The organism is Streptomyces sp. NPDC033174, from assembly GCF_055577795.1.
Genome location: NZ_JBVIPQ010000001.1, coordinates 307,437 through 324,657, shown reverse-complemented (window position 1 = coordinate 324,657; position 17,221 = coordinate 307,437). Strand labels below are relative to the sequence as shown.

General features: G+C 69.5%; 14 protein-coding genes. 7 read left to right on the top strand and 7 right to left on the bottom strand.

Annotation, left to right across the window (positions count from 1 at the left end):
* Nucleotides 1–56 precede the first annotated feature (56 nt).
* From lspA to ACZ5VC_RS01515, 4 genes are all read left to right on the top strand, one after another.
* Entirely contained in the window at nt 57–623 is a 567-nt protein-coding gene (lspA, locus tag ACZ5VC_RS01530; protein WP_469118107.1) for a signal peptidase II, read from the top strand.
* A 30-nt stretch (nt 624–653) separates the two neighbouring features.
* Nucleotides 654–1,595, top strand: a complete 942-nt coding sequence (locus ACZ5VC_RS01525; RefSeq protein WP_469118106.1) for an RluA family pseudouridine synthase — start codon at nt 654–656, stop codon at nt 1,593–1,595.
* Nucleotides 1,596–1,597: 2 nt separating this feature from the next.
* Entirely contained in the window at nt 1,598–2,092 is a 495-nt protein-coding gene (locus ACZ5VC_RS01520; RefSeq protein WP_469118105.1) for a GNAT family N-acetyltransferase, read from the top strand.
* Between the two features lie 124 nt (nt 2,093–2,216).
* Nucleotides 2,217–3,803: a Na+/H+ antiporter gene (locus ACZ5VC_RS01515; RefSeq protein ID WP_469118104.1), complete on the top strand. Its 1,587-nt coding sequence runs from the start codon at nt 2,217–2,219 to the stop codon at nt 3,801–3,803.
* 9 nt (nt 3,804–3,812) lie between these two features.
* Here the strand turns inward: ACZ5VC_RS01515 and ACZ5VC_RS01510 are convergent, their stop codons facing one another.
* Nucleotides 3,813–4,982 carry a mechanosensitive ion channel family protein gene (locus ACZ5VC_RS01510; RefSeq protein WP_469118103.1) on the bottom strand — a complete coding sequence of 390 codons (1,170 nt, stop codon included), beginning with the start codon at nt 4,980–4,982 and terminating at the stop codon, nt 3,813–3,815.
* A gap of 31 nt (nt 4,983–5,013) precedes the next feature.
* On the opposite strand from ACZ5VC_RS01510, the gene ACZ5VC_RS01505 reads away from it, so the two are divergent.
* Nucleotides 5,014–5,583: a dienelactone hydrolase family protein gene (locus tag ACZ5VC_RS01505; protein ID WP_469118900.1), complete on the top strand. Its 570-nt coding sequence runs from the start codon at nt 5,014–5,016 to the stop codon at nt 5,581–5,583.
* 23 nt (nt 5,584–5,606) lie between these two features.
* Here ACZ5VC_RS01505 and ACZ5VC_RS01500 read toward each other — a convergent pair whose 3' ends face one another.
* The 5 genes from ACZ5VC_RS01500 to ACZ5VC_RS01480 all read right to left on the bottom strand — a co-directional run bounded on the left by ACZ5VC_RS01500 (nt 5,607) and on the right by ACZ5VC_RS01480 (nt 11,735).
* Complete coding sequence (locus ACZ5VC_RS01500) at nt 5,607–6,602, bottom strand: zinc metalloprotease (RefSeq protein ID WP_469118102.1); 996 nt, start codon at nt 6,600–6,602, stop codon at nt 5,607–5,609.
* A gap of 325 nt (nt 6,603–6,927) precedes the next feature.
* Nucleotides 6,928–8,607: an alkaline phosphatase D family protein gene (locus ACZ5VC_RS01495; RefSeq protein WP_469118101.1), complete on the bottom strand. Its 1,680-nt coding sequence runs from the start codon at nt 8,605–8,607 to the stop codon at nt 6,928–6,930.
* Nucleotides 8,608–8,750: 143 nt separating this feature from the next.
* On the bottom strand, nt 8,751–9,566 hold the full coding sequence (locus tag ACZ5VC_RS01490; RefSeq protein WP_469118100.1) for a DsbA family protein: 816 nt from the start codon (nt 9,564–9,566) through the stop codon (nt 8,751–8,753).
* A 76-nt stretch (nt 9,567–9,642) separates the two neighbouring features.
* Nucleotides 9,643–10,326, bottom strand: coding sequence for a hypothetical protein (locus tag ACZ5VC_RS01485; protein ID WP_469118099.1), 684 nt, complete (start codon nt 10,324–10,326; stop codon nt 9,643–9,645).
* Between the two features lie 83 nt (nt 10,327–10,409).
* Complete coding sequence (locus ACZ5VC_RS01480) at nt 10,410–11,735, bottom strand: DUF2252 domain-containing protein (protein ID WP_469118098.1); 1,326 nt, start codon at nt 11,733–11,735, stop codon at nt 10,410–10,412.
* Between the two features lie 168 nt (nt 11,736–11,903).
* Between ACZ5VC_RS01480 and dnaE the strand changes: the two genes are divergently transcribed.
* Nucleotides 11,904–15,443 carry a DNA polymerase III subunit alpha gene (gene dnaE, locus ACZ5VC_RS01475; RefSeq protein WP_469118097.1) on the top strand — a complete coding sequence of 1,180 codons (3,540 nt, stop codon included), beginning with the start codon at nt 11,904–11,906 and terminating at the stop codon, nt 15,441–15,443.
* Nucleotides 15,444–15,553: 110 nt separating this feature from the next.
* On the opposite strand, the gene ACZ5VC_RS01470 is transcribed toward dnaE, so the two are convergent.
* Entirely contained in the window at nt 15,554–15,724 is a 171-nt protein-coding gene (locus tag ACZ5VC_RS01470; RefSeq protein ID WP_468710977.1) for a hypothetical protein, read from the bottom strand.
* Between the two features lie 232 nt (nt 15,725–15,956).
* Here ACZ5VC_RS01470 and ACZ5VC_RS01465 point away from each other — a divergent pair, with 232 nt between their 5' ends.
* A complete protein-coding gene (locus ACZ5VC_RS01465) occupies nt 15,957–17,219 on the top strand; it encodes an NYN domain-containing protein (protein ID WP_469118096.1) in 1,263 nt (420 codons plus the stop codon).
* The last annotated feature ends 2 nt before the right edge of the window (nt 17,220–17,221 follow it).

The following is a 17,221-nucleotide window of genomic DNA, read 5'->3' as shown; positions in this document are numbered from 1 at the left end:
CGTACAGGTGTGCCGTACCCTCGTGCACAGTCAGGCACCTAGGTTGAGGGACTCACGTGGCAGAGGCGGAGAGCGTCATCGGTACGCCGGATTCAGCAGGAGCCGACGAGGCCGCGGCGCCGGCCGAGCGGCCGCGGGGCAGGCGCCGGATCGCCGTGCTCTTCGCCGTGGCGACCGTCGCCTACCTGTTGGACCTGGTCAGCAAGATGATCGTGGTGGCCAAGCTGGAGCACCACGAGCCGATCGAGATCATCGGTGATCTGCTGAAGCTCGCGGCGATCCGCAACCCGGGCGCGGCCTTCGGGTTCGGCGAGGCCTTCACCGTGATCTTCACGGTGATCGCGGCGTCCGTGATCATCGTGATCGCCCGGCTGGCGCGCAAGCTGTACAGCCTGCCGTGGGCCATCGCGCTCGGACTGCTCCTCGGTGGCGCGCTGGGCAATCTCACCGACCGTATCTTCCGTGCTCCGGGAGTCTTCGAGGGCGCGGTCGTCGACTTCATCGCCCCCGCCCACTTCGCCGTCTTCAACCTGGCGGACTCGGCGATCGTGTGCGGCGGCTTCCTGATCGTGATCCTGTCGTTCAAGGGTCTCGACCCCGACGGAACCGTCCACAAGGACTGACGTGTCGGTGGCGTCCGGCATACTCGACGGGTGAGTACGAGTCCCGAGATCAGAACCCTGCCCGTTCCCGATGGCCTGGAGGGCGAGCGCGTCGACGCCGCCATCGCCCGTATGTTCGGGTTCTCCCGTACGAAGGCGGCCGAGCTGGCCGCCTCCGGGAAGGTCCAGGTCGACGGCTCGGTGGTCGGCAAGTCCGAGCGCGTGAGCGGCGGCGCCTGGCTCGAGGTGGAGATGCCCGGCGCCGCGGCGCCGGTGCAGATCGTGGCCGAGCCCGTCGAAGGCATGGAGATCGTCCACGACGACGACGACATCGTCGTGATCGTGAAGCCGGTCGGCGTGGCCGCGCACCCCAGCCCCGGCTGGACCGGGACGACGGTGATCGGCGGCCTCGCGGCGGCCGGATACCGCATCTCGACCTCGGGCGCGGCGGAGCGCCAGGGCATCGTGCACCGGCTCGACGTCGGCACGTCCGGCCTGATGGTCGTCGCCAAGTCCGAGCGCGCGTACACGCTGCTCAAGGCGCAGTTCAAGGAGCGGGTCGTCGACAAGCGCTACCACGCGCTGGTGCAGGGCCACCCGGACCCCATGAGCGGCACGATCGACGCACCCATCGGCCGCCACCCCAACCACGACTACAAGTGGGCCGTGACGGCGGAGGGCAAGCCGTCGGTGACCCACTACGACCTGATCGAGGCGTTCCGGGCGGCGTCGCTGCTCGACATCAAGCTGGAGACGGGCCGCACGCACCAGATCCGGGTGCACATGTCCGCGCACCGGCATCCCTGTGTCGGCGACCTGACCTACGGCGCCGACCCGACGATGGCCAAGCGCCTGGGACTGACCCGGCAGTGGCTGCACGCGGTGCGCCTCGGCTTCGAGCACCCGTCGGACGGCCAGTGGGTCGAGTACGAGAGCGGCTACCCGGCCGACCTGCAGAGTGCGCTGGAGAAGATCGCGGCGGAGAGCCAGTGAGCATGGCGCCGACGTCCTCGCCCTCGCCCTCCCCTGCGTCCTTCGTCGTACGGGAAGCCGTGGACCCGGCGGACCGGGAGGCGTGCTACGCCGTCCGCAGGGACGTCTTCGTGGTTGAGCAGGGGGTGCCGAGCGAGATGGAGTACGACGCGTACGACGCGACGGCCGTGCACGTCCTCGCGGTGCGTGGGGACGGGCTGCCGCTGGGGACCGGGCGCCTGCTGCACGGGGCCGCCGCGGCCGGCAAGACGGGCGGCGACGAGGGCGTGGGCTCGCTCGGCCGGCTCGCCGTCTCGAAGGCGGCGCGCGGCCTCGGGGTCGGCGTGGCACTGGTCCGGGCGATCGAGGACGCGGCGCGGGAGCGCGGTCTGACGGCCGTCGACCTGCACGCGCAGACGCAGGCGCTCGGCTTCTACGAGCGGCTGGGGTACGAGGCGTACGGTCCCGAGTTCTTCGACGCGGGCATCACGCACCGCGCGATGCGCCGGCCCCTCTAGCTACACCCGCGCGGTGTGATCGGCGTGATCGGCGTCGCAGGGGTGATTCATGGGGATTCGGGAAGGCGCATGGCAGGGTTGAGGCCCTGATCATCGACCTGCTGAAGGGCCGGAGGGCTTCCCCGTGGATCAACTGGCGCTGCTGTTCGTGCTGTTGCTCGGCGCCCTGCTGACCGTACCCCTCGGCGAACGGCTCAGGCTGCCCGCGCCCGTGCTCATGACGGTCGCCGGTGTCGTCCTCGCGTTCCTGCCCTTCGTGCCGAACGTCGACATCCCGCCGGAGCTCATCCTCCCGCTGGTCCTGCCGCCGCTGCTCTACGCCACCGTGCAGCGCACCTCATGGCGGCAGTTCGCCGCCAACATGCGCCCCATCTTCTTGCTCGCCGTGGCGCTGGTCTTCGTCACGACGGCCGCCGTCGCCGCCGTCGCCAACGCGCTCGTCCCGGTGCTGCCCCTTGCCGCGGCCGTCGCGCTCGGGGCGCTCGTCGCGCCGCCCGACCCGGTCGCCGCCACCGCCGTCGCGGGGTCGCTCGGACTGCCCCGCAGGCTCGTGTCGATCCTGGAGGGCGAGGGGCTGTTCAACGACGTCACCGCCATCGTGCTGTACCACGTGGCGATCGCGGCCGCCGTCAGCGGAACGTTCTCGTGGCCCCGCGCGGTGGGGGAGCTCGTCCTCTCCGCCGTCGTCGCCGTCGTCGTGGGCCTCGCGCTGGGCTGGGTCACCAACAAACTGATGGGGCTGCTCGACGACGCCACCCTCCAGACCGGCCTGACGCTACTCGTCCCCTTCGTCAGCTATGTCCTCGCGGAGGAGCTGTTGGGCTCCGGCGTGCTGGCCGTGCTGGTCACCGCGCTCTTCCTCGCCGAGCACGCCCTCGACGCAGACGACGTGATGGGACGGCTCGCCGGACAGACGTTCTGGCAGATCGTCGACACGCTCGTAACCGGCATCGCCTTCGGTCTCATCGGGCTGGAACTCCACCATGTCTTCGGGCTGGCGGACGGCCGGGAGCTGGAGATGTTCGGCTGGGGCGCGGCGATCGTCGCCGTCGTGATCGGTGTACGGCTGCTGTGGCTGCTGCCCGCGACCTGGGCCGCGAAGAAGCTGCACAAGCGCCGGGATTACGACGAGGAGATCCCCACGACCTGGCGGGAGACCGTCGTGATGTGGTGGTCGGGGATGCGGGGCGTGGCCTCGGTGGCGCTCGCCCTCGCCATTCCGCTCCGCACGGATTCGGGTGAGCCGTTCCCGGGGCGCGACGAGATGGTCTTCATCGCCTTCTGCGTGATCATGACGACCCTGGTCGTCCAGGGCCTCACCCTGCCGTGGCTGGTGAGGAGGCTCGGCGTGCGCGCCGACACGGACGCCGAGCGGGAACTGGAGCGCGACCTCGCGATCCGAGCCGCCAAGGCCGCCAAGCGCCGGCTCAAGGAGATCGAGGAGGTCGAGGAGCTTCCCGAGGAGGTGCAGGAGCGTCTGCACCGCGGCGCCTTCGACATCGGGGCGCGGATCAGCCCGGACATGCTGGACGAGGAGCGGCGGGCGGCCCTCGCGCAGCGCGGCGAACGGTTCAAGGCCGTGCAGCGGATCCAGCGCGAGATGATGTCGGCCGCCCGCCACGAGGTGCTCTCGGCTCGCAGCGAGCCCGGCGCCGACCCGGAGGTCGTCGACCGGGTGCTGCGGCAGCTGGACGTGCGCAGCCTGCGCTGAGGTCCGGGGTCAGCCCCGTCCGGTGCGCGGCGGCTCCCCGTTCTCCTTCGCGGCGGCGTCCACATAGGCGTCGGCGTTGTTGCTGTGGATCTCCGAGGGCCGCGGTGGCCGCAGGTCGGGGCCCGCGCCGCCGCGCTGGGGCACCAGCGCGGCCTGCGCCGTCGCGACCCTGGGCAGCGCGTACGGGTGGATCTCGTGGAGCCAGGCGATCATCTGCTCGCGTACGGTGCACCGCACCGTCCAGACGTCGTCCGCGTCCTTCGCGGTGACCACGGCCCGTACCTGCAGGGTGGTGGGCGTGGTGTCGGTGACCGCGAGGCTCCAGTCGCGGCCGTCCCAGGCCGGGCAGTCCGCGAGGATGTCCTTGAGCTTGTCGCGCATCTCCGGCAGCGGCGCGGAGTGGTCGAGGTGGAAGAAGACCGTCCCGGTCATCTGGGCGCCGCCGCGCGACCAGTTCTCGAAGGGCTTGCTGGTGAAGTACGACACCGGCATCGTGATCCGGCGCTCGTCCCATGTCCGTACGGCGAGGAAGGTGAGCGTCACCTCCTCCACCACGCCCCACTCGCCGTCCACCACCACGGTGTCGCCTATGCGCACCATGTCGCCGAAGGCGATCTGGAAGCCGGCGAAGAGATTTCCGAGCGTGGACTGCGCGGCCACACCGGCGACGATGCCGATGATGCCCGCGGAGGCCAGCATCGACGTGCCGATGGTGCGGAAGTCCGGGAAGGTCAGCAGCATGGCGGCGACGGCCACCACGGCCACCACGGCGGTCACGATCCGCATGATCAGGGTGACCTGGGTACGGACCCGACGGACCCGGGCGGCGTCGCGCGTGGTGGACGCGTACCGGGCGTAGGTGGACTCGACGACGGCGGCGACGATATGGATCACCAGCCAGGCGCCGGCGCCGATCAGTATCAGGGTGAGGAACCGGCCGATACCGGTCTCGTGCTCCTCGATCACCCGCCAGTCGCTCTGCCGGAACAGGCCCCGGAGCAGGCCGGTCAGCAGGACCACCTGGAGGGGCACCCGGCAGCGGCGCAGCAGCTCCCACAGGGGTGTGTCGTGATGCTTGGCGGCGACTCGGCGCAGCAGCAGGTCGACAAGCCAGCCGACCGTGAGCGTGAGCAGGACCGAGCCACCGAAGACGGTCAACGGGCGCAGCACGTTATCCATGTCTCCGTCGCTCAATGGCAGGATGACCGGTATGGACATCATGCTCTTCCATTCGGTCTACGGTCTGCGCCCGGCCGTGCACGCGGCAGCCGAACGGCTGCGCGAGGCCGGGCACCACGTGCACGTGCCCGACCTCTTCGACGGTCAAACCGCCGAGACGATCGAGGAGGGTCTGGAGCTCAGGGAGCGGATCGGCAAGGAAGAGCTGCTGAAGAGGGCCATCATGGCCGCCGCGCCCTACTCCGAGCGCGGCCTCGTCTACGCCGGTTTCTCGCTCGGCGCGTCCGTCGCGCAGACCCTCGCGCTGGGCGACGACAAGGCGCGTGGACTTCTGCTGCTGCACGGCACGTCCGACCTCGCCGAGAACGCCTCGGTCGACGAGCTGCCGGTCCAGTTGCACGTCGCCGACCCCGACCCGTTCGAGTCGCACGACTGGCTGACCGCCTGGTACCTGCGGATGCAGAGGGCCGGCGCGGACACCGAGGTGTACCGCTATCCGGGCGCCGGGCACCTCTACACCGATCCCGATCTGCCCGACTACGACAAGGCCGCGGCCGAGCAGACCTGGACGATCGCGCTGGCGTTCCTGGAGAGCCTGTAGGGCGTGGTGGCTCTCCGGGAGGGTCAGCCCGCGCGGTACGCGGTCCAGCTGTCGTTCATGCGCGTCACCTGGCCCGCGGTGAACTGGTACATGCAGGCGTCGTAGGTGTAGTCCATGAAGTTGTGGATCGGGTCCACACCGGCCTTGGAGGTGCAGGTGTCACGGCCGGTCGGGCACTGGTACGCGGCGCTCTTCTCGGCCGGCGTGTCGGCGACGTAGTCCCCGTTTCCAGTGCAGCCGCCCTGGAAGGTGTGGTACAGGCCCATCCAGTGGCCGACCTCGTGGGTGGCCGTGTCGCCCTCGTCGTAGTTGGCGGCGGAACCGCCGGGCAGCGAGGTGTCGAGGACGACCACACCGTCCTGGGACGGGTTGGAGGCGTACGACGACGGGAAGGTCGCCCAGCCGAGCAGCCCGCCGCCGAGGTTGGCGGTGTAGAAGTTGAGCGCGCCGGCGCCGCCCTTGCGCAGGGTCGACTTCATCTGCTTCTCGGCGGTCGAGCCCGAGGTCAGGTTGTACCAGGAGGCGTTGTCGGTGTAGTCCGTCGCGGCCAGTGTGAACTGGAAGTTGGAGTTGACGTTGCCCGTGCCCTGGCCGGCGTAGGCCGCGTTGAGAACCGCCATCTGGTTGTTGACGGCGGTGGCGCTGAGCTTGCCGGTCGTACCGCTGTGGATGACGTGGAAGTAGACCGGGATGTTCGTGACGGTGGCCGCGTCGAGCGCGTTGCCGCTGAGGCGGCCCTTGGCGCGGGCAGCGTCGAGTCTCTTCTTCAGGTCGGCGTCCATGGCCTTGGCCTTGGCCTCGGTGACCTCGTTGGGCTCATTGACGTGGGCGCCGCCCGAGGGGCGGGACTCACGGGCCGTGGCGCCGGCGCCCGTGCCCTCGGCGCACTCGTCGGAGGTGGTGCCCGTGGCGGCAGCGGTGGTCGGGGCCGAGGCGGCCGCTACTCCGGTGGGGGCGGAGAGCGGGGCCAGGGCCAGGGATCCGGCCAGGGCTGCCGTACCGAGTATGCGACGTGTCATACGCGGTGAAATTCGGGCAAGAGCACGCATGGTGACTCCTCGCGGGGGGTGTGTGGGAGGGCTTTCCTCGCCACCGCGGGGACATTACGGGGCCATGACAGATCTTGATGAGGATTGATCAGGCCCAATCAATCATGGGGGGAATAGGGACATCCGGAAGAAATTCTCTTGCCCGTTCCGGAGTTTGAGATCTGCACGTAACGAAACCGGCTACCGAGGCGGGTGGTGTGTCCGGATTCGATCGCCCGAACACCCCACCCGCCGTAGCGATGTGATCTTCTGTTAACGGAAGATCAACTGGCTGAAAATCGCCTCTGCCGACCCGTCAGTTCACCGGGCGGTACACCCGCTCGACCTTCTGCGTTCCACTCAGCGTCCGATAAGAGCGGATCCATGCCGCCGTGGCGTCCGGCTTCGCCTTGTCCGAGAGTGTGTAGTAGTCCATCTGCGCCTGGGCCGCCGTGACATCGAGTACGCCGTACCCGTGATGGTCCATGTCCAGCCACTTCACATGACGGTTGGCGGCCTTCACCGCGGTGGCCGCGACCAGCGAGACGGTCCCCGGCGCGACGTGCAGGATGTCGTCGAGGTTGTCCGAGGTCACCGACGTCACCACGAACTCGGTGGCCGCCGACGGGGACAGCGGGTACGTCGCCGCCTTCACCGGTACGTCATTGGCCCAGGCCATATGGATGTCACCGGTGAGGAAGACGGTGTTCCTGATCCCCTGCCCGGTCAGATGCGTCAGCAGTTCCCTGCGGTCGTCGGTGTAGCCGTCCCACTGGTCGACGTTGACCGCCAGGCCCTCCTTGGGCAGCCCCAGCAACTCGCCGATCGGCCCGAGCAGATGGGCCGGCACGGACCCGAAGGCGACCGGCGAGATCATCACTGAGGTGCCGACCAGCTTCCAGGCCGCGTCCGAGGAGGAGAGCCCCGCCTTCAGCCAGTCCAGCTGCGCCCGGCCGGTGAGCGAGCGCTCCGGGTCGTCGACCTTTCCGCTGCCCACCGAGGCCTGCTGCGAGCGGAAGGTGCGCAGATCCAGCAGGTGCAGATCGGCCAGCCTGCCGAAGCGCAGCCGTCGGTAGACCGTGCCCTCGGTGGAGGCGCGGACCGGCATCCACTCGAAGTACGCCTGCTTCGCGGCTGTCGCGCGCGACGCCCACTCGCCCTCGGCGCCCGGTGTGTGGTTCTCCGCGCCGCCCGACCAGGCGTCGTTGGCGAACTCGTGGTCGTCCCAGATCGCGATGACCGGATGGGCGGCGTGCAGCGCCCGCAGATCGGCGTCCGTCTTGTAGTGGCCGTGCCGGGTGCGGTAGTCGGCGAGCGAGACGATCTCGTGCTTCGGCTCGTGCTGCCGGACGACGTACTTCTCGGCCGGGTAGCCGCCGGTGGCGTACTCGTAGATGTAGTCGCCGAGATGGATGACCGCGTCGAGGTCGGCGCGGGCGGCGAGATGGCGGTAGGCGGAGAAGTGGCCCGACTCCCAGTTGGCGCAGGAGACCACGCCGAAGCGGACACCGGGCGTGGTGGTGTCGACCGCCGGGGTGGTGCGGGTGCGGCCCACCGGCGAGAGCGTTCCGCCGGCCGAGAAGCGGTAGTAGTAGGTGGTCGCCTGGCTCAGGCCCCTGACATCGGCCTTCACGGTGTGGTCCGAGGACGCCGTCGCGGTGGCGGTTCCCCGGGCGGTGATCCGGGTGAAGTCCTTGTCCTCGGCGACCTCCCAGGTCACCTCGGTGTCCGGGCCCAGGCCGGAGCCCGGCACCGCGTCGGCGGACGGGGTGACGCGCGTCCACAGAAGGACGCCGTCGGGGAGCGGGTCGCCCGAGGCGACGCCGTGGAGGAAAGCCGGCGCCGTGGTGCCGGCGAGGGCGGGGGAGGCGGCGGCCGCAAGGACGGGGGCCGCCACTGCGGTGGCTGCAGCGGCCTTCACGACCGTACGGCGACTGGGTCTGCCGCCGAGGCCCTCGTGAGCAGGGCGTATGTGGGGTATGTGTCGACTGGTCACGGGCAGTCAGATTACTCATGGGTAAGCCGAACGGGCAGGCGAAAACCGGAAGTTCGCCTGCCCGTCGGCCGGGAGCGGTGCTCAACTACCCCGCTCGTCCTTCAAGGACCGCCCCGAAGTGCCCCGAAGTGCCCTGAAGTGGCTCAGCCCTTGAGAGCCTTGGCGATCGCGGCGCTGTACTGCTCCACCGTCATGGGCGCGTTCTTGGCGCCCTCCGCGGTGATCGTCTTTCCGTCCATCTTCAGCGTCGGCGTGCCGGTCACGCCGCTGTCGTCGAACGCGGCCGACATCTTCATGGCCCAGGCGTCGAAGGTCCCGTCCTCGACGTTCTTCCTGAACTCCGCGTTGCCCTTGAGCGCGGTGACCGAGTCGGCCACCTCCAGCAGGTAGGAGTCCTTGGCGAACTTGTCCTGGCTCTCCTCCGGGTGGAACTTCGCGGAGTACAGCGCGGCCTTGTACTGGAGGAAGGCCTCAGGGCTGACATTGAGCGCCGCGCCCAGCGCGGAGAGGGCGTTCTTCGAGCCCTCGCCCTGGCCGGGGTTGTCGATGAAGGTGGCGCCGATGTACTTGATCTTGTACTTGCCGGCGTCGACGTCGCGCTTCACCGTCTCGCCGACCGCCTGCTCGAAGGTCGCGCAGATCGGGCAGCGCGAGTCCTCGTACAGTTCCAGCGTCTTCTTGGCCGTCGGCTTGCCGATGACGACGGTGGTTCCGTTGGTGCCCGAGGTGTTCTTCGGCGCGGTGACGGCGGTCTGCTTCTTGGCGGCTTCCCAGTGGCCCGGCTTGTTGGCCTGCGTGATGGCGTAGCCGATGCCGCCGGCGACGGCGAGGACACCGACGATCGACACGCCGACGATGATCTGCCGGCGCGTCCTGTCCTTCTTGGCCTGGCGCTCGCGCTCGGCGCGCAGCCGCTCGCGGGCGGCGGCCTTGTTGGCGTGGCTGTTGCGTGCACTCATGATCGTGTTCTCCGTGGACGTGAAAGAGAAGAGAAGAAGAGAAGGGCGGACCGCGGGGCATGGCGGACCGCGGTGCTCAGGCGAGGACGAACCCCGGGCGGGGAGGTCCCCGGCGTCCCACGGAGTGCACGAGGAAGCGGGTACGGGAAGAGCGCGGCCGGTCCACCGGCCGCCCGCCACGCCGCACGGCCGGGCGGGGCGCGCCGGACAGGGCCGCCACCAGCGACAGGGGCCGGAAGGCGAACGCGGCCACGGCCCCGGCGAGCCGGGCGAGCGCCGACTCACCGCGGCGCAGCCAGGCCGCGGCGACCAGGCCCACCGAGACATGGGCGGCCAGCAGCAGCCAGGGCAGCGCCGGGTCCGGGGAGCTGAGCAGGGCCGCCGCGCCGCCGTCGGGCGCGACCACGCCGGGCAGCGGGGCCCCGACACCGCCGCCGCACAGCACGTCGACGCCGACGGACCGCAGGGAACCCGCCACGGGGCCGCCGGCCGGGCCGTAACAGACGTGCTGGCCGGTGGTGAACACGGTGTCGGCGGCGAGTTCCAGCAAGACGAGCAGCCCCGCGATGGGCCAGAAGCCGCGCTCCCGGCCGGCCAGGCCGTACGCCACGGCGAAGACACCGGCCGACACGAGCGCCACCGTCGGCAGCGGCAGCGGGACCCGGGACAGCAGCACATGGGAGGCGGCGGACAGCGTCACGACCACTGCCGTGAAGAGCGCCGCCCGCAGCCCCCTGAGCCGCGTCCCTGATATGTCCATCGGCGAGAGTGTGCCATGTCCGGCGGTAAGGGGTCCTTAAGGGAATCCTGAGGAAACCCTGAGAAACCCGCCGCTCGGCAGGGCTAGAGGCCTGGGATCCGCCCGTTGCGGAACAGGTCCACGAAGATCTGGTGGTCCGCGCGCGCCCGGGCGCCGTAGCTGTGCGCGAAGTCCACCAGCAGGTCCCCGAAGCCGTCCTCGTCGGCGGCGATCGCCGCGTCGATGGCCCGCTCGGTGGAGAACGGCACCAGCGAGTGGCCGCTCTCGTCGTCCGCCGCCGCGTGCATCGTGGCCGTCGCCCGGCCGAGGTCGGCGACGGTCGCCGCGATCTCCTCCGGGTCGTCGACGTCGGACCAGTCCAGATCCACCGCGTACGGCGAGACCTCGGCGACCAGCTGGCCGGAGCCGTCCAGCTCGGTCCAGCCCAGCCACGGGTCGGCGTGCGCCTGGAGAGCGCGCTGCGAGATCACCGTGCGGTGGCCCTCGTGCTGGAAGTACTCCCGCACCGCCGCGTCCGTCACATGGCGCGACACCGCCGGGGTCTGGGCCTGCTTCATGTAGATCACGACATCGTTCTCCAGGGCGTCGCTGTTGCCCTCCAGAAGGATGTTGTACGAGGGGAGCCCGGCCGAACCGATGCCGATGCCGCGCCGCCCGACGACGTCCTTGACGCGGTACGAGTCGGGGCGGGTCAGCGAGGACTCCGGCAGGGTCTCCAGATAGCCGTCGAAGGCCGCCAGGATCTTGTACCGGGTCGCCGCGTCCAGCTCGATCGAGCCGCCCCCGGAGGAGAACCGGCGCTCGAAGTCCCGGATCTCGGTCATCGAGTCGAGGAGCCCGAACCGGGTCAGCGAGCGGGCGTCGCGGAGCGCGTCGAGCAGCGGCCCCTCGGCGGTGTCCAGCGTGAAGGGCGGCACCTCGTCGTTCTTGGCGCCGGTCGCCAGGGCGTGGATGCGCTCGCGGTAGGCGGCGGCGTAAATCCGCACGAGCTCGGTGATCTGGTCGTCGCTGAGCGCCTTGGTGTAGCCGATGAGCGCCAGCGAGGCGGACAGCCGCTTGAGGTCCCAGGTGAAGGGGCCGACGTAGGCCTCGTCGAAGTCATTGACGTTGAAGATCAGCCGGCCGTTGGCGTCCATGTACGTGCCGAAGTTCTCGGCGTGCAGATCGCCGTGGATCCAGACCCGGCCGGTGCGCTCGTCCAGGTACGGGCCGCCGTGCCGCTCGCGCTCCAGGTCGTTGTAGAAGAGGCACGCCGTGCCCCGGTAGAAGGCGAAGGCCGAGGCGGCCATCTTCCGGAACTTCACCCGGAACGCCGCCGGGTCGGCGGCCAGGAGCTGCCCGAAGGCGGTGTCGAAGACGGCGAGGATCTCCTCGCCGCGCTCGCCGGCCGTGGGCTGGTGGACCGACATCGCTGGGTGCCTCCTGGTGCAAGCTGTACATGAACGAACGGGACGTGTGCGCGTCCCTCTCCAACGCACGAAGGTACTCGCGAGTGCCCGGCGTCTGTCAGTGGGGCGACGTAGACTTCCACGCTGTCCCCCCAGACTGTCGCCCACTGTTTCCGGAGGCCTCGCACCGTGACCAAGCCGCCCTTCACGCACCTTCACGTCCACACCCAGTACTCGCTGCTGGACGGTGCCGCGCGGCTCAAGGACATGTTCAACGCCTGCAATGAGATGGGCATGACGCACATCGCCATGTCCGACCACGGCAACCTGCACGGCGCGTACGACTTCTTCCACTCGGCGAAGAAGGCGGGGGTGACCCCGATCATCGGCATCGAGGCCTATGTCGCCCCGGAGTCCCGGCGGAACAAGCGGAAGATCCAGTGGGGACAGCCGCACCAGAAGCGCGACGACGTCTCCGGTTCGGGCGGTTACACGCACAAGACCATCTGGGCGGCCAACGAGAAGGGGCTGCACAACCTCTTCCGGCTCTCCTCGGACGCGTACGCCGAGGGCTGGCTGCAGAAGTGGCCCCGGATGGACAAGGAGACCATTTCCCAGTGGTCCGAGGGGCTCATCGCCTCCACCGGCTGCCCCTCCGGCGAGGTCCAGACCCGGCTGCGCCTGGGCCAGTTCGACGAGGCCGTGCAGGCGGCCTCCGACTACAAGGACATCTTCGGCGAGGGGCGCTACTTCCTCGAGCTGATGGACCACGGCATCGAGATCGAGCGCCGCGTCCGCGACGGGCTCCTGGAGATCGGCAAGAAGCTCGGCATCCCGCCGCTGGTCACCAATGACTCGCACTACACCTACGCGCACGAGGCGACCGCGCACGACGCCCTGCTGTGCATCCAGACCGGCAAGAACCTGTCCGACCCGGACCGCTTTCGGTTCGACGGCACCGGCTACTACCTGAAGTCCACGGACGAGATGTACGCCATCGACTCCTCCGACGCCTGGCAGGAGGGGTGCCGTAACACCCTCCTGGTGGCCGAGCAGGTCTCGACCGACGGCATGTTCGAGGCGAAGAACCTCATGCCGAAGTTCGACATCCCCGAGGGCTACACCGAGGTCACCTGGTTCCAGGAGGAGGTTCGCCGGGGCATGGAGCGCCGCTTCCCCGGCGGTGTCCCCGAGGACCGGCAGAAGCAGGCCGAGTACGAGATGGACGTCATCATCCAGATGGGGTTCCCGGGGTACTTCCTCGTTGTCGCCGACTTCATCATGTGGGCCAAGAAGCAGGGCATCGCGGTCGGTCCGGGCCGTGGTTCGGCGGCCGGCTCGATCGTGGCGTACGCCATGGGCATCACCGACCTCGACCCGATCCCGCACGGTCTGATCTTCGAGCGGTTCCTCAACCCCGAGCGCGTCTCCATGCCCGATGTCGACATCGACTTCGACGAGCGCAGGCGCGTCGAGGTGATCCGGTACGTGACCGAGAAGTACGGCGCCGACAAGGTCGCCATGATCGGTACGTACGGCAAGATCAAGGCCAAGAACGCGATCAAGGACTCCGCGCGCGTGCTGGGCTACCCGTACGCGATGGGCGACCGGCTCACCAAGGCCATGCCCGCCGACGTCCTCGGCAAGGGCATCGACCTCAGCGGCATCACCGACCCCTCCCACCCGCGCTACAGCGAGGCGGGCGAGATCCGGGCGATGTACGAGAACGAGCCGGACGTGAAGAAGGTCATCGACACCGCCAAGGGCGTCGAGGGACTGGTCCGGCAGATGGGTGTGCACGCGGCCGGCGTGATCATGTCCAGTGAGCCGATCGTCGACCACGCCCCCATCTGGGTGCGCCACACCGACGGCGTCACCATCACGCAGTGGGACTACCCCCAGTGCGAGTCGCTCGGCCTGCTGAAGATGGACTTCCTGGGCCTGCGGAACCTGACCATCATGGACGACGCCGTCAAGATGGTGAAGGCCAACAAGGGCATCGACCTCGACCTGCTCGCCCTGCCGCTGGACGACCCCAAGACCTTCGAACTGCTCCAGCGCGGCGACACCCTCGGCGTCTTCCAGTTCGACGGCGGGCCCATGCGGTCCCTGCTGCGGCTCATGAAGCCCGACAACTTCGAGGACATCTCCGCCGTCTCGGCCCTGTACCGGCCGGGCCCGATGGGCATGAACTCGCACACGAACTACGCCCTGCGCAAGAACGGCCAGCAGGAGATCACGCCGATCCACCCGGAGCTGGAGGAGCCGCTCAAGGAGGTCCTCGGCGTCACCTACGGCCTGATCGTGTACCAGGAGCAGGTGCAGAAGGCCGCCCAGATCATCGCCGGGTACTCCCTGGGCGAGGCCGACATCCTCCGCCGCGTGATGGGCAAGAAGAAGCCCGAGGAGCTGGCGAAGAACTTCACCATCTTCCAGGCCGGCGCCAAGAAGAACGGCTACAGCGACGAGGCGATCAAGGCGCTCTGGGACGTCCTGGTGCCCTTCGCCGGATACGCCTTCAACAAGGCGCACTCCGCCGCGTACGGCCTCGTCTCCTACTGGACGGCCTATCTCAAGGCCAACCACCCCGCCGAGTACATGGCCGGGCTGCTGACCTCCGTCAAGGACGACAAGGACAAGTCGGCCGTCTATCTGAACGAGTGCCGGCGCATGGGCATCAAGGTGCTGCCGCCCAATGTGAACGAGTCCCAGGCGAACTTCGCGGCCCAGGGCGACGACGTGATCCTCTTCGGCCTCACCGCCGTGCGCAACGTCGGTACCAACGTCGTCGAGTCGATCATCAAGTGCCGCAAGACGAAGGGGAAGTACAGCTCCTTCCCCGACTTCCTCGACAAGGTCGAGGCGGTGGTATGCAACAAGCGGACCGTCGAGTCGCTGATCAAGGCCGGCGCCTTCGACGAGATGGGCCACACCCGAAAGGGCCTGGTCGCCCACCACGAGCCGATGATCGACAACGTGGTGGCGGTCAAGCGCAAGGAGGCCGAGGGACAGTTCGACCTCTTCGGCGGCATGGGGGACGAGACCGCCGACGAGCCGGGCTTCGGCCTCGACGTCGAGTTCTCCGACGTCGAGTGGGAGAAGTCGTATCTGCTCGCCCAGGAGCGCGAGATGCTCGGCCTCTACGTCTCCGACCACCCGCTCTTCGGTATCGAGCACGTCCTGTCCGACAAGACCGACGCGGCGATCTCGCAGCTCACCGGCGGTGAGCACAGCGACGGCGCGGTCGTCACCATCGGCGGCATCATCTCCGGCCTGCAGCGCAAGATGACCAAGCAGGGCAACGCCTGGGCCATCGCGACGGTCGAGGACCTGGCCGGCTCCATCGAGTGCATGTTCTTCCCCGCCACCTACCAGCTGGTCTCCACCCAGCTCGTCGAGGACACGGTCGTCTTCGTCAAGGGCCGGCTCGACAAGCGCGAGGACGTGCCGAGGCTCGTCGCCATGGAGCTGATGGTCCCGGACCTGTCCTCGGCGGGGACCAACGCGCCGGTGGTGCTCACCATCCCGACGGTGAAGGTCACCCCTCCGATGGTCAGCCGCCTCGGCGAGATCCTGAAGCACCACAAGGGCAACACCGAGGTACGGATCAAGCTCCAGGGCCCCCGGTCGACGACCGTGCTCCGGCTCGACCGGCACCGGGTACAGCCGGACCCGGCCCTCTTCGGCGATCTGAAGGTGCTGCTCGGCCCGTCCTGCCTGGCCGGCTGAGCCGCCTTCGCCGCGGTACGACACGTCAAAGGGGCGCGCCCGTCGTTACGGGTGCGCCCCTTCCGGCATCGCGCGCTGTCACAGGGCAGCGGTCAGCGAGGCGCCGGCACTCAGTTGTGGCCGAACCGCTTCTGCCGGCCCTTGTGGGCGAGATCGGCGGGCGTGACCTGAGTGGCGCGCTGCTCGGACTGCGACTCCATCGACGACTTCTGCGCCTGCTGCTGGCCGCGCTCGGCGGCAGACTGCTTCTGCGGCTGGCTGCGGTTCTTGTTCTTGGCCATGGTGGTGCCTCCTGTGGGGTATAGGGGCCAGGGCCGCGTTCAGACTCACATACGTACATAATCCCCGCATTTCGTACCATTGCGCACCGTAGTCGGGCCTTATCCGGACGGCGGGGAGCGATCCGCCACGCCGATGATCCAGTTCCGGCCGTTAACCCTCCGGCCTTCGGGCAGACTCGAAGGAAACCCGAAGCACTCCCGATCCCGAGGTTCCCGAAAGAGGGTGGAACACGTGGACCGCTGCGTCGTTCTGGTGGACGCCGGCTATCTGCTGGGCGCCGCCGCGAGCCTTCTCGCCGGGGAACCGGCCCGCTCCAGGATCACCGTCGACCACGCGGCCCTCATCCAGGGACTGCGCGAGCGCGCCGAGGCCGACACCGAACAGCCTCTGCTGCGCATCTACTGGTTCGACGGCGCCCCCGACCGGGTTCCCCAGCCCGAACACCGCCGGCTGCGGGTCATGCCCCGGGTCACCGTCCGGCTGGGCGCCCTGACCCGCAGCGACGGCCGCTGGGCCCAGAAGGGTGTCGACGCGGCCATGCACGCCGAGCTCACCGAGCTGGCCCGGAACCGCGCCTGCTCGGACGTCGTCCTGGTCACCGGCGACGGCGATCTGCTGCCCGGGCTGATGTCGGCCAAGGAACACGGCGTCGCCGTACACCTCTGGGCGGTACAGGCCGCCGACGGCGACTACAACCAGTCCGAGGACCTCGTCGCCGAAGCCGACGAGCGCCGCGTCCTCGACCGCGCCTGGATCACCCGGGCCGTGCGCGCCAAGGACCTCAGCGGCGTCTGCGCCCCCACCCCCGCGCCCCGCCCCGAGATCGCCGCGATCCTCTCGGCCCCGCTGCCCGAGTCGGCGCTCGCCGCGTCCGCCGAACGAGCCGCCGAGGCCGCCGCCGCGGCGGCCGTACGCAACGGCTCACCTGCGTCCACCACCGCCGCCAACGGCTCCACAGAGGCCACCGCCGCCTCCCCCGGCGGCACCAAGGGCGTCCCGACGCCCAAGGACCTCGCGGGCCTGCGCGCTCCCGGTCTCCCGGCCGCCGCCCCGCACCCGGCCAACGCCACCCTGCGCTGGTCCTCCGACAAGGGCTGGATCGAACGCCCCGGCACGCTCGGCGAGCCTCCCGAGACCGCGTCCCTGCCCACCCTCGCCCAGCTCACCAGCGCCGAGCAGCGCTGGGCCGACCGCGAGGAGGACATCACCACGGTCGGCGGGGACCCCTTCGAGGTGGGTCAGGTCTTCGCCCGGCGCTGGATGGAGCGGCTGCCCGACCAGGGCCATGTGCAGAAGCTGTCCACGATGTACCCGCGCATCCCGCACCGCATCGACGGCGAACTCCTCCGCTACGCGGCCCGGTTCGGTCTGCTGGCCCACAAGGACGACCAGATCGACGAGCACGACCGCTACGCGATCCGGGCCGGTTTCTGGCGCGAGATCGACGTGCGGGCCGCCGCCGAACACGCCCCCGCGGGGGAGCAGGCCCGATGACC

Coding starts and splice junctions, on each gene's coding strand:
- ACZ5VC_RS01510 (WP_469118103.1), bottom strand. CDS start 4,982: ATGGATAACGTGCTGCGCCCGTTGACCGTCTTCGGTGGCTCGGTCCTG.
- ACZ5VC_RS01470 (WP_468710977.1), bottom strand. CDS start 15,724: ATGGCCAAGAACAAGAACCGCAGCCAGCCGCAGAAGCAGTCTGCCGCC.
- ACZ5VC_RS01485 (WP_469118099.1), bottom strand. CDS start 10,326: ATGGACATATCAGGGACGCGGCTCAGGGGGCTGCGGGCGGCGCTCTTC.
- ACZ5VC_RS01500 (WP_469118102.1), bottom strand. CDS start 6,602: ATGACACGTCGCATACTCGGTACGGCAGCCCTGGCCGGATCCCTGGCC.
- ACZ5VC_RS01490 (WP_469118100.1), bottom strand. CDS start 9,566: ATGAGTGCACGCAACAGCCACGCCAACAAGGCCGCCGCCCGCGAGCGG.
- ACZ5VC_RS01505 (WP_469118900.1), top strand. CDS start 5,014: ATGGACATCATGCTCTTCCATTCGGTCTACGGTCTGCGCCCGGCCGTG.
- ACZ5VC_RS01480 (WP_469118098.1), bottom strand. CDS start 11,735: ATGTCGGTCCACCAGCCCACGGCCGGCGAGCGCGGCGAGGAGATCCTC.
- ACZ5VC_RS01520 (WP_469118105.1), top strand. CDS start 1,598: ATGGCGCCGACGTCCTCGCCCTCGCCCTCCCCTGCGTCCTTCGTCGTA.